Raw genomic sequence first — 23836 nt, forward strand, 5'->3', positions numbered from 1 at the left:
GAACTGAAAACGAATGCCCAGTTACGCCCTAAATTGGGATGTAATAGGGTAGCGCCAGTCACGCCCAAAGGCTCGGGTGGTCACACGGACGCCTGGAGGTGCTTGGCGACGCTTGTACTCGTTGAGCTTAATCAGGCGGGTTACTTTTTCTACGCTGTCGGCATCAAAACCGGCGGCAATAATTTGGGCGATAGATTGGTTTTGCTCCATGTAGCGCTCTACGATCCCATCCAATACTTCGTAGGACGGCAAGCTGTCCTGATCAGTTTGATCGGGGCGTAATTCTGCAGAAGGGGCGCGAGTCAAAATCCGCTCCGGAATAATTGGGGCAATACTATTGCGATAGGCGCATAAGCGATAGACCAAGGTTTTGGCGATATCTTTGATGACGGCAAATCCGCCAGCCATATCTCCGTACAGAGTGCAGTAGCCAACAGCCATTTCACTCTTATTGCCGGTTGTTAAAACTAGGCGACCAGTTTTGTTGGATAGCGCCATTAGAAGAGTGCCGCGCACTCGTGCCTGAATATTCTCTTCAGTAGCATCGAGCTTTAAGCCTTTAAATTGCTCAGCCAGTGCAAGCTCTAGAGCCTCTACAGGTTCGCTAATAGGAATCTCATCGTATTGAACACCTAGATTCTGTGCCATTTCTCTAGCATCAATCCAGGAGATGTCGGCCGTGTAGCGTGAGGCCATCATGACGGTGCGCACTTTGTCTGCACCTAAAGCATCCACCGCAATCGCTAGTACCAATGCAGAATCCACGCCACCCGAGAGGCCAATGATGACGCCTGGAAAACGATTCTTCTGAACATAGTCGCGCACACCTAAAACGAGTGCTTGATAAGCTTGAGCTTCTACGCTGGAAGGTGTCACTAGAGCTCCAGGCTCTAAATCAGCTGCTGCATTGACATCAACATAGCCAAGAGCGGTTTCAAACTGCGGCATAGTCATAACTACTTTGCCTGCACTATTTAAAGCAAATGATCCGCCATCAAATACCAATTCATCTTGACCGCCTACAGCATTGACATAGACCAAAGGCATCTTGCTTACGGTAATCTGTTTGCGTAGCACCTCAATGCGTAAAGATTCTTTTTGGAGGTGATAAGGCGAAGCATTGAGAACTAGCAGTACTTGGGCGCCAGCTGCATGAGCCTGCTTAGCGGGGCCTTCATGCCAAGCATCCTCACAAAGAATGAGCCCGTATTTGACTCCGGCATTTTCAAATACACAGGCTTCATTGCCCGGAGTGAAATAACGTACCTCATCAAACACTTCATGATTGGGTAACTCTTGTTTGGCATAGCCAGCAATAACTTTGCCATCACGAATGACGGAGGCGTAGTTTTGCAAACCAGCGGCAGTCTTTTTAGGGTGACCAATAATCACGGTCAGCCCTGGAAATTTTTGGAGCTCTAGCATTAAACAACTGAGCTCGCGATCGGCGGCCTCAATAAAAGCAGGGCGCAATAACAAATCTTCTGGGGGATAGCCGGTAAGCGAGAGCTCTGGCGTAAGAACTAATGTGGCGCCTTGTGCATAAGCATCTGCGGCGGCTTGAGAGATGAGCTGCGCGTTGCCAGGCAAATCACCCAAAAGAGGGTTGATTTGCGCTAAGGCGATTTTTTGCGAGCTCACTCCCAATGACTGCGAAATTACTTCTGTGACTTAGCGTAACCTTCGATGCCGTCCAAAATTTCTTTATGGGCACCAGCAACACCAGTCCAACCTTTAACTTTTACCCACTTACCTTTTTCGAGATCTTTGTAGTGCTCGAAGAAGTGTTGAATTTGGGCGAGGAGTAATTCGTTTACATCTTCAGGTTTTTGCAAATGCTTGTAGATTGGCAAAATCTTGTCTTCTGGAACGGCCAACAACTTCGCATCTTGTCCACCTTCATCTTCCATCTCTAACATGCCGATAGCGCGGCAGCTCACTACTGAGCCCGGAACTAATGCAAATGGAGTAATGACGAGAACGTCAACAGGATCACCGTCACCAGCAACTGTCTTAGGGATGTAACCGTAGTTGCATGGGTAGTGCATTGCTGTACCCATGAAGCGATCTACGAATAGGCAGCCAGTTTCTTTATCTACTTCATACTTCACCGGATCCGCATTCATTGGGATCTCAATAATGACGTTGAATGATTCTGGGATTTTCTTACCTGGGCTGACCTTGTCGTAACTCATAAATACTCCGGTTAGTGATTAATGGATACCTCGATATTAGCAAAGAGGTGTCGTAGCGATTATTTTAAAGCTTTCCAGGCCCGCTTAAAGGCCCGTAATTAGTTAATTTGCTCGGGTAAACCTCTACTGGGCTGGGCTGAAATGAAAAACGCCCAGCAGAGCCAGGCGTCATCTTGCGTTGGTGAAGCGGCTATTACTCCAAAGTCTCCAAATAGCGCTGTGCATCTAATGCGGCCATACAACCTGTACCTGCACTGGTGATCGCTTGACGATAGATATGGTCTTGCACATCACCCGCTGCAAATACGCCAGGGATATTGGTGGCGGTGGCATTACCTTCCAAGCCAGAGTGAGTCTTTATGTAGCCGTTATTCATATCTAGCTGACCAACAAACAACTCGGTATTAGGCTTGTGACCAATTGCAATAAAGGCGCCAGTTACAGCAAGATCTTCTGTACTGCCATCAGCTTTCTTGATGCGAACACCAGTAACGCCTTTTTCATCGCCAAGTACTTCGTCAAGGGTCGAGTTCAATTTGAGTTCGACTTTGCCTTCAGCTACTTTCGCCATGAGGCGATCATTGAGAATTGGCTCTGCACGGAATTTATCGCGACGGTGAATCACAGTAACTTTTTTAGCAATGCCAGTCAGGTATAACGCTTCTTCAACAGCAGTGTTACCACCACCGACTACGCAAACATCTTGATTACGATAGAAGAAGCCGTCACATGTTGCGCATCCAGAAACGCCGCGACCCATAAATGCCTCTTCACTAGGAAGGCCAATGTATTGAGCAGAAGCACCCGTAGAAATAATGAGGGCATCACAGGTATATGTGCCGGAATCACCAACCAAGCGAATCGGTTTTTCAGTTAGCGCAGCAGTATGAATGTGATCAAAGATGATGTTGGTATTAAAGCGCTCTGCGTGCTTTAAAAAACGATCCATCAGCTCTGGTCCTTGGACGCCATCTGGGTCTGCTGGCCAGTTTTCTACATCAGTGGTGGTCATTAATTGACCGCCTTGGGCTAGGCCAGTAATGAGGGTTGGGCTCAAATTAGCGCGGGCTGCATATACGGCAGCTGTGTAGCCGGCAGGGCCTGAACCTAGAATAAGGACTTTAGAGTGTTTTGGAGTATTTGTAGTCATCTCCAAATTATAGGATTGCTTGATTACAATCGGTAGAACATGGCAAGAACCGCATACCCGAAGTCCAAAACCCCTTTAAGCCCCCAGCCCCCTGAGAATCAAGGGCAGGGTAGGATGCCCCGCCTCCTTTTAGAGGCCCGCTGGTTCATCTCCTGCGGCTTATGTTTGGGCTTATTTGCCATTTTGTTGACCTATTCCAAGGCTGATCCAGCCTGGTCGCATGCCAGTTTTGAGGTTCCCAAGAACCTGGGCGGCCGTTTTGGGGCCTATTTAGCGGATTTATTGCTCTATATCTTCGGTATCTCCGCTTTTTGGTGGGTGGTGCTCTTTGGCCGTCGTGTTCTGAGTGGCTGGCGTGAGCTATGGAGCATTCCTTTGCCGCCAGACCCAGATGCCAAACCAGACTCCTTATTAATGCGTTGGCTGGGCTTTGGGCTCACTTTGCTGAGCAGTATGGGTCTTGAGTCCATTCGGATGCATTCGCTTGCCTGGGAGCTTCCAAGACCTCCTGGAGGCATTTTGGGTGAGCTTATTGGCGATCCCTTACAGATGACCTTAGGCTTTACTGGCTCCACCCTGGTTTTGCTATTTACTTTGTGTGCCGGACTATCTTTATTCCTCCATTTTTCTTGGCTAGATGTTGCTGAAAAAGTAGGGCGCTCGCTTGAGCTCACCTACAACCGCTTGCGTGAACGTCGCGATAGTGAAGAAGATCGCAAGTTGGGTGAAGCTGCAGCCGAAGAGCGCGAAGAGTTTGTTGAAGAGTTTCGTGGGCGCGTTGAAATTGCTAAGCCAGTACAGATTGTTCGTGCCCCAGTAGAAGTTGTGAAAAGCGCTCGAGTAGAGCGTGAGAAACAGCAGCCACTATTTGTGGATATTCCGGATTCAGAGTTACCTCCGCTGGCATTGCTTGATCCTGTGCCAGAAGCGAAAGAAACGATTTCAGCAGATGTATTGGAATTTACTTCCCGTTTAATTGAACGCAAGTTGGCTGAGTTCAATGTGGAAGTGAAAGTCATTGCTGCCTATCCAGGCCCGGTAGTAACCCGTTACGAAATCGATCCCGCCGTTGGCGTGAAAGGCAGTCAGATTGTGAACCTCTCCCGCGACTTGGCACGTTCGCTGGGCGTAGTGAGTATGCGTGTGGTAGAAACCATTCCAGGTAAGACCTGCATGGCCTTGGAGTTACCAAACCCAACGCGTCAATCGGTTTACCTTTCAGAGATTTTGAGTTCACAGGTTTACAACGATAGTCATTCCAACTTAACCCTCTCTTTGGGTAAAGATATTGCTGGTAGCCCGATCGTTGCTGACTTGGCGAAGATGCCGCATTGCTTAGTTGCTGGTACGACTGGTGCTGGTAAGTCTGTTGGTATCAACGCAATGATCCTTTCCATTCTCTTCAAGGCTAAGCCTGATGAAGTGCGTCTGATCATGATTGATCCGAAGATGCTCGAGATGGCCATGTACGACAAGATTCCGCATCTCTTGTGCCCAGTTGTGACTGATATGAAGCAGGCGTATAACGCGCTCAATTGGGCTGTAAACGAGATGGAGCGTCGCTACAAACTGATGAGTAAGTTTGGTGTGCGTAACCTGGCTGGCTTTAATAAAAAGATTTTAGAAGCGGAAGAAAAAGGTGAGAAGCTTACCAATCCATTTAGCTTGACTCCAGATGATCCAGAGCCAATCTATAAAGCACCTGTCATCGTTATCGTGATTGATGAGTTGGCTGACTTGATGATGGTCTCTGGCAAGAAGATTGAAGAGTTAATTGCACGTATTGCACAAAAAGCGCGTGCTGCTGGTATTCATTTGGTATTGGCAACTCAACGTCCAAGCGTGGATGTGATTACTGGTCTGATTAAAGCCAACGTGCCAACCCGTATTTCATTCCAAGTAAGTTCAAAAATTGATAGCCGCACCATCCTAGATCAACAGGGTGCTGAAGCACTGCTCGGTATGGGTGACATGCTTTACATGGCACCGGGTACTGGTTTGCCGGTTCGCGTTCATGGAGCCTTTGTTTCTGATGATGAAGTCCATCGTGTAGTGGAATGGCTCAAAGAGAAGGGCGAAGCCAATTACATTGACGGTGTTTTGGAAGGTGCCGACGAATCCAATATTGATGCGCTGACTGGTGAAGGCGGCGGCGAAGCTGATCCTTTGTATGACCAAGCAGTAGCCATTGTTTTGGAAAACAAACGTCCATCTATTTCCTTGGTGCAGCGTCATTTACGCATTGGTTATAACCGTGCAGCTCGCTTACTCGAGGATATGGAGAAAGCCGGTTTAGTTTCGAAGATGGGCAATGGCGGCAATCGCGAAATCCTTCATCGTCCTTCTGAATAAGGCGATCCTCTTGTGTAGATTTTTTTCAGCAGCAGCTTTAGGGCTCACAATTCTTTTATCTCCAAGCATGGTGTTTGCAGATGGTGAAAGTGGTGCAGAGCAGTTGCGTCAGTTTGTACGTAATTCCAAAACAGCTGAGGGTGAGTTTGTGCAACAGCAGTTGCGCGCACCCAAAGCAAATGAACCGCAAGACAAAGGTTTAAAAGTGGTTCGTCAAACACAAGGGCGTTTTGTGTTTCAGCGTCCGGGCCGATTTATCTGGGATACGCAAAAACCATATGAGCAAAAACTGATTGCCGATGGCAAGCAACTTATTTTGTGGGATAAGGATTTAAATCAAGCTACTTTCAGACCTGCTGGTCAGGCTTTGGCTGCTACCCCTGCTGCAATCTTATTTGGTGAAACTTCTTTAGATCAGCATTTTGATTTGGTTGAAGGCGAGGATCGTCTGGGTATGAAATGGGTTGCTCTCGTGCCCAAGAAAAATCCTAATGCCAAAAATGGCAACGACTTGCCGTACACCAAGATCTCCGTCGGAATGGTCAATGGCCTCCCTAAAGCGCTAGAACTCATTGATGGCTTGGGTAGCGTGGTGTTGGTCACCTTGGATAAGATCCAGCTCAATGTGAACCTACCTGCCAATCGCTTTACTTTTGTTCCGCCCGCCGGAGCGGAAGTCTTACGCTTAAACTAGAGCTAAATTAGCAATAAATTCGTACTCACCGCACCCTAACCAGTAGAGCATTACATGATTGATCCGCAATTACTCCGCAAAGATATCGCAGCTGTTGCTGCCCGTTTAGTTACTCGCAAATTTCAATTGGATGTTGAGAAGTTCAACACCTTGGAGTCTGAACGTAAATCTTTGCAAACTCGCACTGAAGAGCTGCAGGCTAAACGCAATCAATTGGCTAAAGCTATTGGCATGAAAAAAGGTAAGGGCGAAGATGCTGCTACTGAAATGGCAGAAGCAACCCAGATTAACGTCGACATGGAATCAGGCGCAGCTCGCTTAGCCATTTTGCAGGCAGAGATTGCAGATTTCTTAATGGGTATTCCAAACCTGCCAGATGAAGCAGTTCCAGTAGGTAAAGACGAAACTGAGAACAAAGAGGTAAAACGTTGGGGTCAAGAGCCTATATTTGATTTTGAAATCAAAGATCACGTTGACCTTGGTGGACCACTAGGTCTCGACTTCGAGGTGGCAGCCAAGATTAGTGGCTCACGCTTTGTAGTGCTGAAGGGCCCTATCGCTCGATTGCATCGTGCTTTAGCGCAGTTCATGCTTGATACCCACACCACTCAACATAATTACCAAGAGGTCTATGCACCTTACATGGTGAACGCCGCTTCAATGCGCGGTACTGGTCAGTTGCCTAAGTTTGAAGAGGACCTATTCAAGGTGCCTCGTCAGATGGGCGGCGAAGATGGATCAGGCGAAGCAAAAATCGAAAACTTTTATTTGATTCCAACAGCAGAAGTGCCAGTAACTAATTTAGTTCGTGATGAGATTGTCAATGCGGATACATTGCCTATGAAATACGTTGCACATACACCATGTTTCCGCTCTGAGGCTGGTAGTTATGGGCGCGATGTGCGCGGCATGATTCGTCAGCATCAGTTCGACAAAGTAGAGTTAGTGCAAATTACAAAGCCAGAAGATTCAATGCAGGCTTTAGAGGATTTAACTGGTCATGCAGAAAAGATTTTGGAGTTGCTAGAGTTGCCTTACAGAAAAGTATTGCTCTGCACTGGCGACATGGGTTTTGGTAGCACCAAGACTTACGACTTAGAGGTATGGGTGCCATCACAAAAAGCCTATCGTGAGATTAGCTCTTGCTCGAGCATGGGTGACTTCCAAGCAAGACGCATGCAGGCAAGATTTAAAGCGGGTCAAGGTAAGCCAGAATTAGTTCATACATTAAATGGCTCTGGTCTTGCAGTGGGAAGAGCATTGGTTGCATTGCTGGAAAATAAACAGCAAGTAGATGGCAGTATTGCTATTCCTAAAGCTCTGCAGCCTTACTTGGGCGGCTTAGAAGTTCTCAAGAAAATTTAATCTTAGAGCAAGTGAAAAGTGGTCTCAGTCAAATGAATAGGCGCTCAGTATTTTTATTCTTGATTGGCACAGGATTGATGTCTCAAGGTGTTTTCGCTGCTGAAAAATTCTATCGCTGCGAGGTATTAAGTGATGCCTACATTAAAACTAATGGAGAGTTAGCGGTAGTTAAAGACAGCCCTAGAGTTGGTCTGGAATTTGTGGTGATCAAGAAAACTGGGGAAGTTGTTGGAGATGTGATGGATACTCTCAAAAATCCCAAGGTGCTGGCTTCCGGAAGCGCAAGCAATTCTTATAAAGTCATTTGGACCCAAAAAGCTGAAGGTAAGAACGGCTTTTTTGTGGAATATCTCAGCATCGAAGAGTTTGTAAAAGGTAGTAAGAAGCCCTTCGGGTTCTTTTCTGGTGGACTTCTGATGACAGGCGTCTGCGAGCAATAGATTGCAGGGCTTCAAGTAGGGATAGCGTTTAAGTTCTATCCTGTAGTTAACGGAGAGGTGGCAGAGTGGTCGAATGTACCTGACTCGAAATCAGGCGTACTGTCAAAGGTACCGAGGGTTCGAATCCCTCCCTCTCCGCCAATTAGCTAAACATGACTAAAGCTTTAAATTCCCCAGAATGATTTGTAGCACTTGCAGCATGAGCAGTAGCGCGAGTGGGGATAAATCTAAGGCACCAAAGTTGGGTATTGCCTTCCGAATTGGAGTGAGCAGGGGATCAACTAATAGCGATACTAAGAACTGAATTTGAGTCCCTGCGCCAACCCAAGAAAGAATGATGCTGGCAAAGACCAGGCCAACTAGACCCGATAAGGTAAGGTCAAGTAGATCAATCAATGCAAGTGCTAACCAAGAGATATCAATTGAGGTTGCGCCAGAGATCAATAGCAGAATCGAAATCTTGCACAAAATTAAAAGATAAGCTGCAACGCAACTCGCTAGATCAAAGCGGCCAATGCTAGGTATGAAGCGTCTTAGCGGGAGAACAATCCAATTACTTAAAGGCAGAATATAAGCGCCAATGGACTTACTTTGTCCTGCACCTAAATTGAAGGCAAGCCACTGTAAATAGCAGCGTAAAAGGCAAGCCCCCGCAACAATGCTAACGAGTACCTGAAGAATGAGATTGGCGATTTGTATCAACATCAGCATATTGTAGGTGGTTTAAACCGCGGGTGGTGAGCAGCACTTAGTCGCTAAAGGTCACCACGTGATCAGCCACTAAGTGGATGCCAATCTTTTCACCAATTGCATGATCATGGTGGCTGGGTACAAAAGCAAAAATCTCAGTACCCGATGCTAGCTTGAGCGTATATAGAAAGTCAGCGCCTCTAAAGGTTTTACGCACAACCTCTGCTAGCAAGGTGCTGTTGTCATCATGCTGAATATCATCGGCACGCAAGAGGACATCGATTTCTTTGCCGACTTCCTTACTGCGATCTTCTTCTAAGTCGAGTTCACCCAACTCAATGTTGACTTTGTTGTTAGCTTGTACGACGCCTTTAACAAATACCCCACGACCAATGAAGTCGGCGATATAACGATTAGCTGGTTTGTGATAAAGCTCGTACGGGCTATCCCACTGCAAGACTTTGCCGTCTGTCATCACGCCGACTTTATCTGCAATCGCAAAGGCCTCAAATTGATCATGAGTTACTAGTAGTGCAGTAATGTTGTTTGCCTTGAGGATCTCTCGCATCTCACCCGCAAGACGTTCTCTGAGTTCAATGTCTAAACTAGAGAAGGGCTCATCAAGCAAAATTAAATCTGGCTCTGGAGCCATTGCTCTGGCCAGTGCAACACGCTGTTGCTGGCCACCACTGAGCTCATGAGGATAAGCATCAGCTTTATCTGCGAGGGAGACTCGCTTGAGCCACTCCAGCGCCACGGACGATCTTTGCTTGCTTGGTAAGTGTTGCAAACCAAAGGCAATGTTCTCTAAAACGTTGAGATGGGGGAAGAGGGCGAAGTCCTGAAAGACCATGCCTACTTTTCTTTGGTTGGGCGGGAGGTGGATGGAGGCGGAGCTCACGATCTGATCGCGGAGGAGGATTTCTCCTGCTTTAACAGGCTCAAACCCACAAATTGCTCTCAAGACGGTAGATTTGCCGCAACCAGAAGAGCCTAGTAGGCAGCCAATTTCTCCTTGGGCAAGATTAAGTTTGAGGTCTTTAACTGCAGTGACGCGACCCTGACCATCTCGACTTGGATAGTCGATTTCGAGTCCTTTGATCGAAAGCAGTGTGTGAGCGGAGTTCATCCCTATAATTTTCTCATTAATACTAGTATTCAATGCTGGTGGTTTAATGCATAGCTAGAGTCTAAACGGATTGCCGATTTCATGAATCGTATTGTCGTGCCACTTGCCCTGTTGTTATTTTTGCCCCTATTTGGCTTGGCAGCACCTTTCCTATTCTCCGGAAGTGACCAAGTAGCTACTGGCACTCTTAGCCACCTCTGGAACTTTGTGTTGGGTGGATATATTGTCTCAACTCTGGTGCTTATTCTTGGTGTTGGAGTAGGGGTATTTATTCTCGGGGTGGGTAATGCCTGGATCATTGCTAGCTACGATTTCCCTGGTAAGAAAATATTTGAGTGGGCACTCATTCTGCCTTTAGCTGTGCCCACCTATGTCATGGCCTACCTATTTGTAGATCTCTTGCAATTTTCTGGACCCATACAAAGCACGCTTCGTGTAGTGCTGGGAATGGATTCACTTTGGTTCTTTCCGGATCCAAGATCTCTGAGCGGGGCTATCTGGTCTTTCTCTTTCTGCCTCTTTCCTTATGTCTACCTGATTACGCGTACTGCATTCTTAGAGCGTAGTGGTCGATTAATTGAGGTTTCAGAAACGCTTGGCTATAGTCCGCTTCGGGGATTTGTGAAGTTGGTATTGCCAATGGCTAGGCCAGCGATCTTTGCAGGCATGGCTTTAGCTCTCATGGAGGTCTTAGCGGATTTTGGAGCGGTGTCTTATTTTGGCGTGCAGACTTTTGCGACTGGCATCTTTAAGGCATGGCTTTCTTTTGGTGACCGCATAGCCGCAGTGCAACTTGCTCTTGGTCTTTTGAGTTTTGTTTTGCTTATCTTCTTTATTGAACAAAGTAGTCGCTCAAAATTGCGCTATGCCTCTTCAACACGGGGGAGACCATTAGCCAAGTCTCTACGGGGCAAGAATGCCTTTTTTGCTTTTGCATTTTGTGGCGCTACTCTTTTATGTGGATTTCTGTTGCCGGCATTTGCGCTCCTGCAATTACTGTTCAAGCAAGGCCTCACGATCGACATTCGTTATCTTGATTGGTTGAGTAATTCTTTATCTGTTTCGATTCTGACGGCGCTAATCTCCGTTGCGCTCGCCGTATTCTTTGCTTACTCAGTACGAATGCATGCGCGCTTAGCTTGGGTCAATCGATTGCTAGGCTTTGGTTATGCCTTGCCTGGAGCTGTATTGGCTATAGGCATCCTTTCTTTCCTAGAGATCTTTCAGCTTGCTTGGTGGATGTCTGCCAGCATGTTGGTATTGATTTATGCTTACTTGGTCCGCTTCCTTTCCTCCAGCTTGCAAAGTGTTGAGGCAGGGCTTGTACGCATCACGCCGTCTATGGATGCATCTGCAGCGCTACTTGGACTTTCTAAAGCGCAGATTCTGAAGCGAGTGCATGTACCCTTGCTTAAGCGCAGCCTCATCACTGCTGGCCTCTTTGTATTTGTGGACGTGATGAAAGAGTTGCCGGCAACTCTATTACTGCGCCCATTTAACTTTGATACTTTGGCTGTCGCTACCTATCAGCTGGCAGCGGATGAGCGTCTTGCCGAGCTTGCCCTCCCGTCCCTAACCATTGTTTTAGTTGGACTTTTCCCCGTACTGCTGCTTTCCAGAGTCATCTCCAAATCTTAATTGATAATCATTCGTATTTGTGATAAATTAGATTTACTCTAATTTTGATCGTAAATACAGCAATGGCAACTCAAGCGATTCACAAATTCCTAGTCGCAACCTCATTGGCGCTGAGCAGCTTTATAGCTTTGCCATTACATGCTCAAGAAGCCAAAGAGTTGAATCTCTATTCCGCTCGTCACTACCAAACAGATGAAGCGCTCTATAGCGATTTCACTAAAAAGACGGGCATCAAGATTAATCGTATTGAGGCTGATGACAATGCGCTGGCTGAAAGACTGAAAAGCGAAGGCGCCAATAGTCCAGCGGATGTGATCTTGATGGTCGATGCAGCGCGATTGTGGCGCGCACAAATTGATGGCTTCTTTAAACCCATTCATTCCAAGTATCTAGAGAGTCGTATTCCAGCGAACCTACGATCTAAGCCTGATCCAGAGGGATCAACTTGGTTTGGCTTTTCAACTAGAGCTCGACTCGTGGTCTACAACAAGGCAAAAGTAAATCCACAAGACGTCGACACTTATGAGAAATTAGCTGAGCCCATGAACAAGGGTAAGGTATGTACACGCTCAGGTGCACATCCATATATGTTGTCATTGATTGGTGCCATGATTGAGCGCCGTGGTGAGGCGGCTACCGAAGAGTGGGCTAAGGGCATGGTGGCAAATATGGCTCGCCCTCCAAGAGGCGGTGATACCGATCAGATCAAGGCGGTTGCTTCAGGCGAATGCGGAGTGGCATTAACAAACTCTTACTACCTAGTTAGACTCTTGCGTTCAACCAAGCCAGAAGATCAAGCTATTGTTTCTAAGATTGGTTTTGTTTGGCCTAACCAGCAGACAACTGGCACACACATCAACATCGCAGGTGGTGGTGTAGCCAAGAATGCACCGCATTCACAAGCCGCTATTCAGTTTCTTGAATATCTCGCTAGCGATTCGGCACAAGAATATTTTGCTAACGGTAATAACGAGTGGCCTGTGGTGAAGTCAGTCAAAATTGAAAATGAAGGTCTCAAAATGTTAGGGCCTTTCAAGGCTGAAAGCATTTCAATTGCTGCGATTGGCAAGAATCAAATTGCTGCACAACGCCTGCTCGATCGAGTTGGCTATAAGTGAAATATATTAGGGAAAACCCTTGACTTTTAGAGGGTTTTCGTTTACATTAGAACTTCGCTGAGAGCCGGCTTTCAGCATAAGGAGCGTACAGACTAGAGTTTTACCGCAGTTGTGGAGACTGTCAGTACGCTTCTTAAAAACATCCTCAAAAGCAGTAGCCAGGTCGCATCAGTGATCATCTGAAAATCAGAAATGAGCTACAGCAAATCAAAAAATATTTAAAAAGAATTCAAAACAACAGCAGGGTCTCTGCTCGTTTGCAATTTATATCTTGAGCCTTTGGTGCCTAAAGGTCGCTAGAATGGATCCATTCTTTAAAGGCTTGGATTTCTATATGAAAATCATCTCGAGTGTTCTAGTGCTTGCCGTGTCGGTGGCCATGTTGGCTTGCTCAACACCGACAAGTAATTTTGGTGTCTATCAACAGTCTGATGGAACAATTGGGGTGCATGCCCCAAAATCTGCAAAAGATACTGAAGCGCAGGCGGCTGCAGCAGAGGAGTGTAAAAAACTAGGAAAGCGAAGCGCCACTATTGTTGAAACTCGTAAAACAGTGAACGACCGCTTTCCTATGACTTACATTTTTGTGTGCAATACCTATTAAGTTACAGCTACTTAGCTAAGCAACCATTTCTTAATGGATTTGTTTACACACATTGCATCTAAAGCTAGTCCAAAGAACTCTGAGCCATTGGTAACCATGCTCTCAATAGCCTCAACCTTGCCAGATTTCACGCCACGCAAATAAGTTGCTGCACGATAGCGTAGGAAGTGTTCATTCTCACCTTCTTCATTATCTGTAGAGCAGATTTCTAAGCTGCCATAGCGAGTTTCTGGGTTGATATTCAGAATAGAGAGGCCTAATGCGCCAATGAGCTTTTCTGGAACAGGGATTGGAACGTAAGAGTAGAGGGATACCAACTGCTCTTGCTCATCGACTTCAATGATGTGGTCAACATCGAACACATCTTTTTCTGTCAATTCGGTTTCACCGGAATCGCCACCACCAAATGTAGACTCAAATTGCAACATTGCTGTATTGCTGTCTTTTGAGATCTCAATCATGTCAGGGTAACCAAGCAAGCCTTTCCACCAGTACATGAGTGAGAAGGTGCAAGGTTTAACTTCAACTAAACCCTTATTGGTTGATTTGGCAAAGTACAGGCCGTAGAACTCGTCATCTTCCTCGAGTCCGTACTGATCGACTTTCAGCTTCTTTGGCGCAGCTGCCTTTGGTGATTTCTTGGCAGCTTTCTTAGGGGCAGGTTTTTTGGCTGCCGGCTTCTTTGCCGCTACCTTTTTAACTGCCTTCTTTGCTACTGGTTTTTTTGCAGCCGCTTTTTTGGCGACAGGCTTTTTAGTTGCTGGTTTTTTCACTACCTTCTTTACAGCCTTTTTGGCTACCACTTTCTTAGCGGCAACTTTTTTAACGGCTTTCTTTGCAGGGGCTTTTTTTACCACCTTAGTAGCTACTTTCTTTTTTGCTGGAGACTTCTTTGTAGCCATGGTCTATTACCCTTCCTATTGGTAGTTAATGTGCTTAGCGCACAAGTTGATATTACTTCAGTTCTATCTACTTTTGCTGATACCTATATGGGGATTTACCTTGCGATATCAAGGGTCAAGATCCAATTGTTTTTTAGCTATATTTAAGCGGGGGCGGAGAGCTTGAATTTGAGCGTTAACTTGCTACACTGGAGCTGTGCAGTTATGAATAACCTCAACTTAAAGAGAATCTATGTTCCCTGAATATCGCGAGTTAATTACTAAGCTGAAAACATCAGATCGTCACTTTTCCCATTTATTTGATAAGCATAACAATCTGGATCAAAAGATTCAGAGGATGGAGGCTCACACTGAGCCCAGCACCCCTGAGGAGATTGAGGTTTTGAAAAAAGAAAAACTCTTATTGAAAGATCAGCTGTACGCAGTTTTGAAAAAAGCCAGCGCTGCTTAATGGTGGCGGACCATCGGAGCCCATATATGGGTCTGATGGTCTTTAATTGAGAATTAGGCTTTCTTCAAAAAGCAGGCTTTGAGCAACATATTGCCGGCCTCTGTTTTACAGTCCACCTCATGATCGCCGGAAACTAGGCGAATTCCCTTAATCTTTGTTCCTACCTTGAGTGTTGTGGATGACCCCTTAACCTTCAGATCCTTAATGAGGGTTACTGTATCGCCATCAGCCAGTAAATTACCGTTGGCATCTTTCACAATCAGAGCACCTTCATCTTCTTCTGCGCTGGCTGCCATTGGCCACTCATGGCCACATTGAGCGCAAACAAAGTTCTCGCCGTCAGGATAGGTCATATCCTCTTGGCAGGCTGGGCATTTTGGAAGATTGGCGGTGGAATTCATCAGTAGCACTTGAAAAGTCATGTAAGTATGAATTTTAGTCTACGGACAGCTTGGTAATTTAGAATCAGTTAACAATGAATAAATCAGTCAAAATCATCGTCGGAGCTTTGGGTGGGGTAATCATCCTGTTTGCGGCGGGAGTATGGTACGCGAGCGCAACGGTTGACCCAGTGCAATTAACTAAATTGCTCTCCACCTCAGTTAAGACCGCTACAGGTAGAGATTTAAAAATCAGTGGACCTGTGAGCTTAAGTTTTTTCCCGGGAATTTCAGTTTCAGCAGAGCGCTTGAGCTTAAGTAATGCAACTTGGGCATCCAATCCTGAGATGCTGACTCTCAATCGCATTGATTTGAACATTAAGATGCTGCCGCTACTTAGTAAGCGCATTGAGGTTGGTAGTGTGAAACTTGCTGGTCTTGAGCTGCATCTTCAAAAAAATGCATCAGGCAAGGCGAATTGGGATATGAGTACAGACTCACCCAATACTACCCCTGGTTCTAGTGGTGAAAATGCAGACACCTCTTCAGTTGGTGATAATTTGATCTATATGGATAGTGTTTCTGTTGTGGATGCTCAGATTCAGTATCAAGATCCTTTTAACTCAATTGCCAATTATCAAATTAAGCGTTTGTCATTAACGGAGAGTGGGGATAAATCAAACATCTCGCTCAACATGCAGGTTCAGGGTCAAGCTCTAGAGCTCAGTGGAAAAACAGGCTCCCTTGCTAAGGTGCTGAAGCAGTCAGATGCTTCATCGATGCAATTTCCAATCGACCTTAATCTCGCTATAAATGGCAAGACCCTGTCGATTAAGGGTGAGGTAAGCAGGTCCCCCAAAGATATGCCCACGATCAATTTGGCTTTAAGCTCAAAAGCCTTTGATTGGCCTAACTTGAGTGCGGCTGTCAATCAAGCTCCTCAGCCTTCAAATGCGCTTAAGTCAGCTCAAGTGGTGCATCAACCCGCAAAGCCGCAATCCAAATACTTATTTAGCAGTGAGACCATTCCTTTTGATGCATTGCCTCAGGCCAAAGGGAAGGTGCTTATCAACATTGCGGAGTTGGACCTGCCAAAGCGTAAGCCAATTGAAAATCTTCAAGCCACTCTGCAGCTAAATGGTAATGAAATTGATATTCCAAATCTGACTTTTCAGATGGGTAAGGGAAGTGCTGATTTGCAGATTAAGCTCTCAGGATTTGATGGAGCAAGTCCTGCGTTGGCAGTCAAGGGTGTCACAAAGGATTTCACGCTCGAGAATTTATTGGCTAGGCTTGATCCAAATTCCAAGGTCAGTGGGGGCGCCATGAAGTTGGCATTTGATGTGAAAACATCCGGAAGTAGTCTTCATCAGCTGGCTGGAAATTCGAATGGAAAATTCCAATTAAGCATTAATCAAGCTCAAATGGGCACGAACTTTTTAAATGATGCTGGTGACTTCGTAGTCACACTCTTGGATTCGATGAACCCGTTGCGTAAGAAAACGAGTCAAACAGTTTTAGAGTGCGCAGTTGCCTATTTACCAATTAGTAATGGCCAGATCAATATAGCCAATACAGTTGGCGCTGAAACCGATAGATTGAATGTGGTGTTAGCTGGCTCTATAAATCTAAAAACAGAAGCTGTTAATCTCACGATTGATCCTCAGGAAAAATCGGGTCTGACCACTGGTCTTGATTTAGCGGGACTGGTGAAGATGGGCGGAACGCTAGCAAATCCTAAGGCCGGCATTAATCAAGCTGGTGTTGTGAATAGCGCCGTCTCAATTGGACTTGGATTTTTGACTGGTGGCGCAAGTATTTTGGCTGAGAATGCCAGATCAATGACCTCTAAAGGTCGCCCTTGCCGCGATGCTCTCCACCCCTGGTCAGATATCTACCCCGGGGCGGAGTAATTCTTAAAACAATATTCCGCTGACAAAGAGGCTGAATAAAGAAATAAAGATGCTGGCAAAGAAAGCGGTCCAGAAGCTAGAGATCGTAAAGCCGCCTACCACTGCAGACACTAGCATTAACACTAAGGCGTTGACTACCAGCAGAAACAGCCCCATGGTAAGAACGGTTAGTGGCAGAGTAAAGAGAATGAGTAATGGTTTGACTACCGCGTTGGCAAATCCAAGCAATAGGGCGGCAATTAATAGTGAGCCACCATCCGCAAAGCGCAAGCCGCTAAAAAGATAGCTGGCGACCCAGAGGGATAAAGAAGTTAAACCCCATTGAACTAAAAACGGTACTAAGTTACCCATGACAAATGTCCTTTGTTAAAAAAGCTGCGATATTTACGCTAAATGTTATCAGGGCTTTTAATAGTGCGGAGGAATTTCATCTTTGGGGCTGCTATTGCCTGCCCCATCGCTACTACTGGCTTGCTCCTTAATGGATTTAAGCTCGCGATATAGAAATTCAATCTGCTGCTGTTGCTTGTAGATGGTTTGATTCAGTTGATCAATCAAATCTTCAGTAAAGCTGAGTTTGATTTCAAGGTTGGCGATGCGATCTTCGGTCATTTTGGTTCCTCTGTCCTTATCTTAAGCATCAACTAATGCAAATCGACCATCTTCCATTTCTGCTTTTGGTCTGATCCAAAAATCATGCGACTGGAGTGATTCATATACGTAAGCTGGTTCTAGGTTGACTTCAACATTAGCGAGCAGCACCACCTTATAAAAGCCACCAGTCTTAATGTGTCTTAGCTTATCGCCGGGCTTAAATAGGCCGTCATCGGCATCCGCCATTTTTGGTTTGCTCATGTCAAAAAAGTGCTTTCTCAGTATGATCTACGTATGACAAATTCTGTCCCGTACTCCATTCTAGATATATCTCCAATCCCGCAGGGATTTACTGCTGGAGACGCCTTGCGTAACTCATTAGATGTTGCTCAACATGCGGAGGCTTTGGGCTATACCCGTTACTGGGTGGCTGAGCATCACAATATGACGGGTAATGCCAGTTCTGCTACTGCAGTCTTAGTGGGCTATATAGCTGGAGGCACCAAAACCATTCGGGTTGGGTCTGGCGGCGTGATGTTGCCAAATCATGCCCCACTAGTCATCGCAGAGCAATTTGGTACTTTGGCATCTATCTACCCTGGGAGGATTGAGCTGGGCTTAGGACGTGCGCCAGGAACGGACCAAATGACTGCTAGAGCCTTACGGCGAGACTTACTGGGAAGTGATGATCGCTTTCCGCAGGATGTGCGAGAGCTGCAACATTACTTTGGCCCCGTTCAGGAGGGGCAAGCAGTAAAGGCAATTCCGGGAGCTGATACAGAAGTGCCGATTTGGATCCTAGGCTCCAGTTTGTATGGCGCTCAACTCGCAGCTCACTTTGGGCTGCCTTATGCATTTGCCTCGCACTTTGCGCCGGAGCAATTGCTGGATGCAATGTCTACTTATCGTGAATTATTTAAACCATCCGATAAGCTCAGTAAGCCTTATTCTGCATTTCTGATGAATGTAGTGGCCGCCGATACCGATGAAGAGGCTGCTCATCTCTTTACTACTTTGCAGCAGAACGTCATTCGTATGCGTCGGAACACTCGTGGTCAATTACCACCACCAATTGCAAATTTAGATGACTTCTGTGAGCCACACGAAAAGACTACCGCCGCTCATGCTCTTCGATGCTCAGCTGTTGGGTCTATGGAGACAGTGAGAAAAGAGATGCAGTATTGGCTCGATCAAACTGGCGCTAACGAAATTATCATCACAGGCCAAATTTATGATCATCAAGCACGCTTGAGGTCATTTGAGATCGCTGCTGAAGCGGCTAAGGGATTGCGCTTTAGCTCTAAAGCGTAAAGGCGTTGTAGTCGCTTGTAATTAGGATATCTTCTAGAGCGGCTCGACTGGCGATATGGAGCAGGGCATTATCTTTGCTGATGAGTATCGCTGGCCTGAATTGATAGGCTAGATCTAAGAAGATTTGATCATCGGGGTCTTGGCATTTCCAGGGCGCAGAAGCCAGGTTTGAGTCGTCATGGTGCTGTGCGAGGGATTGCCATTGATTCAAAATTGCGGCTTGAGTTACTTCATCGAGTTTAAAGAGCGAGCGTGAGATGACATCAGCAAACTCGACTAAAGTCTTTTGACTAGCAAGTGCCTGAATGCTTCCATCCACAATTGCTTGTTTCAGATTGACAGCTCGCTCGTCATTAAAGACAAAAATATCTAGCAAGATATTGGTATCTAAAACTACCGGTTTCATTGCTGTTGATTGCGCCAGATTTCTGGGGTGATGGTGACTTGACCTTTATCTGAAGAAACGTAAGCCTCTCCATCTTGAATATTGACATGCAAAACCATGCTGCGCTCAACGAGATTGTTAAGTTCTTTAGCTTGCTCAGCTGGAATGGAAATTACCTGAAGATTGCGAGCGCGAGTCAATTTATTCGCAATGCCATCCCACCAGATTTTGCTAGTGTGCCCACCGTAGCAATAGACGATGACTTGATCGGATCGCCCGCAGGCTTTTAGGATGCGTCGTTCATCAGGTTGGCCGACTTCAATCCAAAGTTTGATGGCATCCGTGAGGTCTTTGATCCAAAGGTCAGGCTCATCGGTATCGCTCAAGCCTTTAGTAAAAGCTAAATCTTCCTGGGCTTGGAGGGCAAAGGCGATGATACGTATCATCATCCGCTCTTCAGTTTCAGAGGGGTGCTTAGCGATGGTGAGGGAGTGACTGCCGTAATAGTGGCGGTCAGAGTCTGCGACGTGGAGGTCGGCTTTGTGGATAGTTGCGCGTAGAGCCATGGCGCATTATCGCCTTTAAAAGGGGGTAAGCCGGATCTCCCAGTATTATTTAGAAAATTACCCTGATTTACTGTGTATCGTAGAGTCCCATGATCCGTATTACCGAACTTCGTCTGCCTATTAGCCATGCCCCTGAGGCATTGGAAGAGGCAATCTTGAAGCGCTTGAATATTCAGGCTCAAGACTTGATTCAGGTTGACGTTTTTAAGCGTAGCTACGATGCGAGAAAAAATGTCGCTCTAGCGTTTATCTATACCGTTGATTTATCGGTAAAAGATGAAGAAAAATTGCTTAAGCAGTTTGCGAATGACATTCATATAAGGCTATCCCCAGACACGAGTTACCACTTCGTCGCCAATGCTTCACAAGTGAAGAGCGCAAGCTTTGAACGGCCCGTCGTCATTGGATTTGGCCCCTGTGGAATTTTTGCTGCCTTGGTGTTGGCACAGATGGGCTTTAGACCCATCGTATTGGAACGTGGCAAACCAGTCCGGGAGCGTACTCAAGATACTTGGGGCTTATGGCGTAAAAATATCCTCAATCCAGAATCGAATGTGCAGTTTGGTGAGGGTGGTGCAGGTACCTTCTCTGATGGCAAGCTCTGGAGTCAAATTAAAGATCCGAAGTTTTATGGTCGCAAAGTCATTGCTGAATTTATCAAGGCGGGCGCCCCCGAAGAAATTCGTTACGTAGCCAAGCCACATATTGGCACCTTTCGATTAGTGGGTGTGGTCGAAAGAATGCGTCAAGAAATTATTGAGCTTGGTGGAGAGATTCGTTTCTCGCAAAAAGTAGTTGGCTTTGATATTCAAAATGATCGGATTACAGGCGTCAAAATTGAAGGCCATGCTGATTTGCCTGCTAGTCATGTGGTGCTTGCTTTAGGCCATAGCGCTCGGGATACCTTTGAGACTCTTCACGCGGCAGGTGTTTATATGGAGGCAAAGCCGTTTTCAGTAGGCTTCCGAATCGAACACCCTCAGTCTTTGATTGATAAGGCACGCTTAGGTCCGCACGCTGGCAATGAGCTCATAGGTGCAGCCGATTACAAATTAGTGCACCACGCCAAGAATGGCCGCGCAGTCTATAGCTTTTGTATGTGCCCGGGCGGAACGGTTGTTGCCGCAACCTCTGAACCCAATCGCGTTGTGACTAACGGGATGAGTCAATATTCTCGTAATGAGCGTAATGCCAATGCCGGTATCGTTGTTGGCATTACTCCTGAAGACTATCCCGGTGGCCCGCTAGCGGGTATTGAGTTTCAAAGGGCTTTAGAGTCCAAGGCGTATGAATTAGGCGGATCTACCTACGAAGCCCCAGGTCAATTGGTGGGGGACTTCTTAGCTGGCAAGGCATCTACAGACTTTGGCTCTGTCATGCCCTCCTATAAGCCTGGCGTTTACTTAACAGACCTCGCTGATGCATTGCCTGCTTATGCAATTGAGGCAATCCGAGAGGCGATCCCTGCTTTTGAGAAGCAAATCAAAGGCTTTTCAATGAAGGATGCAGTATTAACCGGTATTGAGACCCGTACGTCTTCTCCTTTGCGGATTACTCGAGGCGCTAACTTTCAGAGTCTGAATGTCAAAGGTCTTTATCCTGCGGGCGAGGGTGCTGGCTATGCCGGTGGAATCTTGTCTGCTGGAGTTGATGGGATTAAAGTAGCAGAAGCGGTAGCGCTCGACTATCTATCCAAATAATCCAATAAGCTAATTTCTGATGAGTTCTGTAGTGCCTGTATCTACCCCAAATGAAAAAGAAGTACTTTTTCATCCAGAGCTATTACAGAAGTTTGATATCAATGGGCCGCGCTATACCTCTTATCCTAGCGCCGATCGCTTTCACAATGAGTTTTGTGAGTCCGATTATTTGGGGGCTTTGCAGCGTGTAGCTAAAGTCAATGAACCGCTATCCCTGTATTTCCATTTGCCGTTCTGTCCCAATATTTGTTACTACTGTGGTTGCAACAAAATTATTACCAAAGACCATGGTCGAAGCGCTAAATACATCAAGTATTTAGCCAAAGAGATGGCGATGGTTTGTGCTGCTATGGGTGCCCAGAAAAAAATACCGGTGACCCAGCTGCATTGGGGTGGTGGCACGCCTACATTTTTATCTCACGAAGAGATGATTGAGTTGATGCACCATACGCGTGAGCATTTCGATCTACTTCCTGGTGGCGAATATTCGATTGAGATTGATCCACGACGAGTGACTGAGGCCGATATAGCTTTATTAGCGGAGTTGGGTTTTAACCGCATCAGTCTTGGGGTGCAAGACTTTAACCTCGAAGTGCAGCAAGCGGTGCATCGCGTGCAGACTATAGAAGAAACTCAAGCAGTAATGGATTGGTCTAGGAAGTATGGATTTAAATCCAGAAGCGTTGATTTAATCTATGGCTTACCAAAGCAGACTCCTGAGACCTTTAAAGAAACTGTTGATGCGGTTCTTAAGATGAGTCCAGATCGATTATCAGTTTACAACTATGCGCACTTGCCCCATATTTTTAAACCGCAACGCAGAATTGCTGAAGCAGATTTGCCCGGTGCTGCCGATAAGCTAGATATTCTGTCGAACACGATAGCAAGACTTGGTGAAGCAGGTTATGTATTTATTGGCATGGATCACTTCGCAAAACCAGATGACGAATTAGCGATTGCGCAAAAAGAAGGAAAGCTTCATCGAAATTTCCAAGGCTATTCCACGCAAGCAGAGTGCGATCTCTTGGCTTTCGGTATTTCTTCTATTGGTAAGGTTGACGATAGCTACTCGCAAAATGTACGTACTTTAGATGAGTACTATGCAGCCATTGATGATGGTCATTTGCCCACCCTTCGAGGTCTTCAGCTAGACAAGGATGACTTGCTTCGCCGTGAACTCATTGGCGAGTTGATGTGCCAATTTGCTCTGGATACTGAGCTTTTTGCCAAATCCCATCAAATCGAATTCCCAAGTTACTTCAAAACAGAGATTGAGGAGCTAAAGCACCTAGAGGAAGCTGGTCTGCTCGAGTGGCAGGGCGCCAAGATGGTCGTTCCTATCAAGGGCAGACTCTTGGCTAGACGGGTGGCTATGACCTTTGATCGCCATCTAAGGGAATCTCAGGCTAAGGGCACTTATTCCAAAGTTCTTTGATCAAATAAGCCTCAAAAATTGATCGATTTGATATAGATCAAAAACTCATCAAAACAGTGTTGCTTTAAAACCAATAAAAAATTTCAGTAGCCCTTGCATTTGGTTTGCATCAAATGACCCCCAGCTTTAATTTAAAAATAGATCCATCAATACAGCACATTAAGGGTTCTATTTTTTGGCCTCTACTTATCGAATGAGGTGATCGATTAATTTCTCAAACTTAGCTTCATCGAAATGTAAATTGTCGAAGCGCTGTATTGCAATATGTTCTGGTGGCTCAACTCTACGTTGAGTGTATTGATCCCAGTGTTTGAGTTTGTATTCATCTCGAGGGTCTGCGCGCTTCTCCATTCGACTCTTTGCCTCCCTCTCATCGAGATCTATCCAGGCAATTTTGATGCTGGATACACTGGGGACTCCTAGCTCTTTGGGATTGAACATTCGGCCGCTTTGGATTTCGCTAGAAAACGGACCTACCAAGATAACGTTAACTCCCAGTTGTAGATTTTCTTTAGCGATGGCGAGCAGCCCTGCATATTCCCAATCCCTCAGGTTTTGGAGATAGAAGGGGCTATCGCGATCATTGGGATTGTTGGTGGTGAGCTCCATGACATGGGCACTATAGGCACCATACACAGTGTCTTTGTCCAAAAAGAAAAAGTCTTCTCCTGTTTTCTCAATAATGAGTGGTAGTGCCTTTTTAGCCAAGGTAGTTTTACCTGTGCCAGCATGGCCGGCAAAGAGGATAAGTCGTGGAGCACTAAGGCTGAGCTTACAGGTCATTTATCTCTTTATTTGGAGGTATTGCTTGAGTAAATTCTACT

The 23836-nt window shown here is 46.1% G+C and carries 25 protein-coding genes and 1 tRNA gene; 13 read left to right on the forward strand and 13 right to left on the reverse strand.

The window, feature by feature from the left end:
- Nucleotides 1-21: 21 nt before the first annotated feature.
- The 3 genes from ICN25_RS03965 to trxB form a co-directional block, all read right to left on the reverse strand.
- Nucleotides 22-1641 carry an NAD+ synthase gene (locus tag ICN25_RS03965; protein ID WP_216179187.1) on the reverse strand — a complete coding sequence of 540 codons (1620 nt, stop codon included), beginning with the start codon at nucleotides 1639-1641 and terminating at the stop codon, nucleotides 22-24.
- A 17-nt stretch (nucleotides 1642-1658) separates the two neighbouring features.
- Nucleotides 1659-2195, reverse strand: coding sequence for an inorganic diphosphatase (ppa, locus tag ICN25_RS03970; RefSeq protein ID WP_046329807.1), 537 nt, complete (start codon nucleotides 2193-2195; stop codon nucleotides 1659-1661).
- 193 nt (nucleotides 2196-2388) lie between these two features.
- Entirely contained in the window at nucleotides 2389-3345 is a 957-nt protein-coding gene (gene trxB, locus ICN25_RS03975; RefSeq protein WP_216179188.1) for a thioredoxin-disulfide reductase, read from the reverse strand.
- Nucleotides 3346-3459: 114 nt separating this feature from the next.
- Here trxB and ICN25_RS03980 point away from each other — a divergent pair, with 114 nt between their 5' ends.
- From ICN25_RS03980 to ICN25_RS04000, 5 genes are all read left to right on the forward strand, one after another.
- A complete protein-coding gene (locus ICN25_RS03980; RefSeq protein ID WP_370624690.1) occupies nucleotides 3460-5697 on the forward strand; it encodes a DNA translocase FtsK in 2238 nt (745 codons plus the stop codon).
- A 10-nt stretch (nucleotides 5698-5707) separates the two neighbouring features.
- Nucleotides 5708-6391: an outer membrane lipoprotein carrier protein LolA gene (locus ICN25_RS03985; RefSeq protein WP_216179191.1), complete on the forward strand. Its 684-nt coding sequence runs from the start codon at nucleotides 5708-5710 to the stop codon at nucleotides 6389-6391.
- Nucleotides 6392-6445: 54 nt separating this feature from the next.
- The gene (gene serS, locus ICN25_RS03990; protein WP_216179193.1) at nucleotides 6446-7756 is read left to right on the forward strand and encodes a serine--tRNA ligase; all 1311 of its coding nucleotides are present in this window, start codon (nucleotides 6446-6448) and stop codon (nucleotides 7754-7756) included.
- A gap of 32 nt (nucleotides 7757-7788) precedes the next feature.
- A complete protein-coding gene (locus ICN25_RS03995; RefSeq protein WP_216179196.1) occupies nucleotides 7789-8196 on the forward strand; it encodes a hypothetical protein in 408 nt (135 codons plus the stop codon).
- 51 nt (nucleotides 8197-8247) lie between these two features.
- Nucleotides 8248-8337: transfer RNA gene (locus ICN25_RS04000), tRNA-Ser, on the forward strand.
- 15 nt (nucleotides 8338-8352) lie between these two features.
- On the opposite strand, the gene ICN25_RS04005 is transcribed toward ICN25_RS04000, so the two are convergent.
- The gene (locus tag ICN25_RS04005) at nucleotides 8353-8901 is read right to left on the reverse strand and encodes a YggT family protein (protein WP_216179198.1); all 549 of its coding nucleotides are present in this window, start codon (nucleotides 8899-8901) and stop codon (nucleotides 8353-8355) included.
- A gap of 43 nt (nucleotides 8902-8944) precedes the next feature.
- Nucleotides 8945-10015 (reverse strand): ABC transporter ATP-binding protein, encoded by a 1071-nt coding sequence (locus ICN25_RS04010; protein WP_216179200.1) that lies wholly within the window; start codon nucleotides 10013-10015, stop codon nucleotides 8945-8947.
- Nucleotides 10016-10096: 81 nt separating this feature from the next.
- On the opposite strand from ICN25_RS04010, the gene ICN25_RS04015 reads away from it, so the two are divergent.
- The 3 genes from ICN25_RS04015 to ICN25_RS04025 all read left to right on the forward strand — a co-directional run bounded on the left by ICN25_RS04015 (nucleotide 10097) and on the right by ICN25_RS04025 (nucleotide 13375).
- On the forward strand, nucleotides 10097-11653 hold the full coding sequence (locus ICN25_RS04015) for an iron ABC transporter permease (RefSeq protein WP_216179202.1): 1557 nt from the start codon (nucleotides 10097-10099) through the stop codon (nucleotides 11651-11653).
- 62 nt (nucleotides 11654-11715) lie between these two features.
- Nucleotides 11716-12771, forward strand: coding sequence for an extracellular solute-binding protein (locus ICN25_RS04020; RefSeq protein WP_216179204.1), 1056 nt, complete (start codon nucleotides 11716-11718; stop codon nucleotides 12769-12771).
- 301 nt (nucleotides 12772-13072) lie between these two features.
- The gene (locus tag ICN25_RS04025; RefSeq protein WP_255536667.1) at nucleotides 13073-13375 is read left to right on the forward strand and encodes a hypothetical protein; all 303 of its coding nucleotides are present in this window, start codon (nucleotides 13073-13075) and stop codon (nucleotides 13373-13375) included.
- A gap of 11 nt (nucleotides 13376-13386) precedes the next feature.
- On the opposite strand, the gene ICN25_RS04030 is transcribed toward ICN25_RS04025, so the two are convergent.
- Complete coding sequence (locus ICN25_RS04030; RefSeq protein WP_216179206.1) at nucleotides 13387-14277, reverse strand: hypothetical protein; 891 nt, start codon at nucleotides 14275-14277, stop codon at nucleotides 13387-13389.
- 232 nt (nucleotides 14278-14509) lie between these two features.
- Between ICN25_RS04030 and ICN25_RS04035 the strand changes: the two genes are divergently transcribed.
- Nucleotides 14510-14728: a YdcH family protein gene (locus ICN25_RS04035; RefSeq protein ID WP_216179208.1), complete on the forward strand. Its 219-nt coding sequence runs from the start codon at nucleotides 14510-14512 to the stop codon at nucleotides 14726-14728.
- A gap of 53 nt (nucleotides 14729-14781) precedes the next feature.
- Here ICN25_RS04035 and ICN25_RS04040 read toward each other — a convergent pair whose 3' ends face one another.
- Nucleotides 14782-15129, reverse strand: a complete 348-nt coding sequence (locus ICN25_RS04040; RefSeq protein ID WP_216179589.1) for a zinc ribbon domain-containing protein YjdM — start codon at nucleotides 15127-15129, stop codon at nucleotides 14782-14784.
- A gap of 74 nt (nucleotides 15130-15203) precedes the next feature.
- Between ICN25_RS04040 and ICN25_RS04045 the strand changes: the two genes are divergently transcribed.
- A complete protein-coding gene (locus ICN25_RS04045) occupies nucleotides 15204-17021 on the forward strand; it encodes an AsmA family protein (RefSeq protein ID WP_216179210.1) in 1818 nt (605 codons plus the stop codon).
- A 3-nt stretch (nucleotides 17022-17024) separates the two neighbouring features.
- Here the strand turns inward: ICN25_RS04045 and ICN25_RS04050 are convergent, their stop codons facing one another.
- From ICN25_RS04050 to ICN25_RS04060, 3 genes are read right to left on the reverse strand one after another with little or no spacing between them, the layout of a single operon-like run.
- Nucleotides 17025-17372 (reverse strand): phage holin family protein, encoded by a 348-nt coding sequence (locus ICN25_RS04050; RefSeq protein ID WP_216179212.1) that lies wholly within the window; start codon nucleotides 17370-17372, stop codon nucleotides 17025-17027.
- Between the two features lie 57 nt (nucleotides 17373-17429).
- Entirely contained in the window at nucleotides 17430-17633 is a 204-nt protein-coding gene (locus ICN25_RS04055) for a SlyX family protein (RefSeq protein ID WP_216179214.1), read from the reverse strand.
- Between the two features lie 21 nt (nucleotides 17634-17654).
- Nucleotides 17655-17876, reverse strand: a complete 222-nt coding sequence (locus tag ICN25_RS04060) for a hypothetical protein (RefSeq protein ID WP_216179216.1) — start codon at nucleotides 17874-17876, stop codon at nucleotides 17655-17657.
- A gap of 33 nt (nucleotides 17877-17909) precedes the next feature.
- Between ICN25_RS04060 and ICN25_RS04065 the strand changes: the two genes are divergently transcribed.
- A complete protein-coding gene (locus ICN25_RS04065; RefSeq protein WP_216179218.1) occupies nucleotides 17910-18926 on the forward strand; it encodes an LLM class flavin-dependent oxidoreductase in 1017 nt (338 codons plus the stop codon).
- Here the strand turns inward: ICN25_RS04065 and ICN25_RS04070 are convergent.
- Both ICN25_RS04070 and ICN25_RS04075 read right to left on the reverse strand, forming a co-directional pair.
- A complete protein-coding gene (locus tag ICN25_RS04070; RefSeq protein ID WP_216179220.1) occupies nucleotides 18916-19332 on the reverse strand; it encodes a putative toxin-antitoxin system toxin component, PIN family in 417 nt (138 codons plus the stop codon). The genes ICN25_RS04065 and ICN25_RS04070 overlap by 11 nt on opposite strands.
- Nucleotides 19329-19877 carry a YaeQ family protein gene (locus tag ICN25_RS04075; RefSeq protein WP_216179222.1) on the reverse strand — a complete coding sequence of 183 codons (549 nt, stop codon included), beginning with the start codon at nucleotides 19875-19877 and terminating at the stop codon, nucleotides 19329-19331. The genes ICN25_RS04070 and ICN25_RS04075 overlap by 4 nt, the downstream gene beginning before the upstream one ends.
- A gap of 89 nt (nucleotides 19878-19966) precedes the next feature.
- Between ICN25_RS04075 and ICN25_RS04080 the strand changes: the two genes are divergently transcribed.
- Nucleotides 19967-21577, forward strand: coding sequence for an NAD(P)/FAD-dependent oxidoreductase (locus ICN25_RS04080; RefSeq protein ID WP_216179224.1), 1611 nt, complete (start codon nucleotides 19967-19969; stop codon nucleotides 21575-21577).
- A gap of 19 nt (nucleotides 21578-21596) precedes the next feature.
- Nucleotides 21597-23012, forward strand: coding sequence for an oxygen-independent coproporphyrinogen III oxidase (hemN, locus tag ICN25_RS04085; RefSeq protein ID WP_216179226.1), 1416 nt, complete (start codon nucleotides 21597-21599; stop codon nucleotides 23010-23012).
- 186 nt (nucleotides 23013-23198) lie between these two features.
- Here the strand turns inward: hemN and ICN25_RS04090 are convergent, their stop codons facing one another.
- Nucleotides 23199-23795 (reverse strand): ATP-binding protein, encoded by a 597-nt coding sequence (locus ICN25_RS04090; RefSeq protein ID WP_216179228.1) that lies wholly within the window; start codon nucleotides 23793-23795, stop codon nucleotides 23199-23201.
- Nucleotides 23796-23836 lie beyond the last annotated feature (41 nt).

The sequence above is a fragment of the Polynucleobacter sp. 80A-SIGWE genome, assembly GCF_018882295.1.
Lineage (GTDB): Bacteria > Pseudomonadota > Gammaproteobacteria > Burkholderiales > Burkholderiaceae > Polynucleobacter.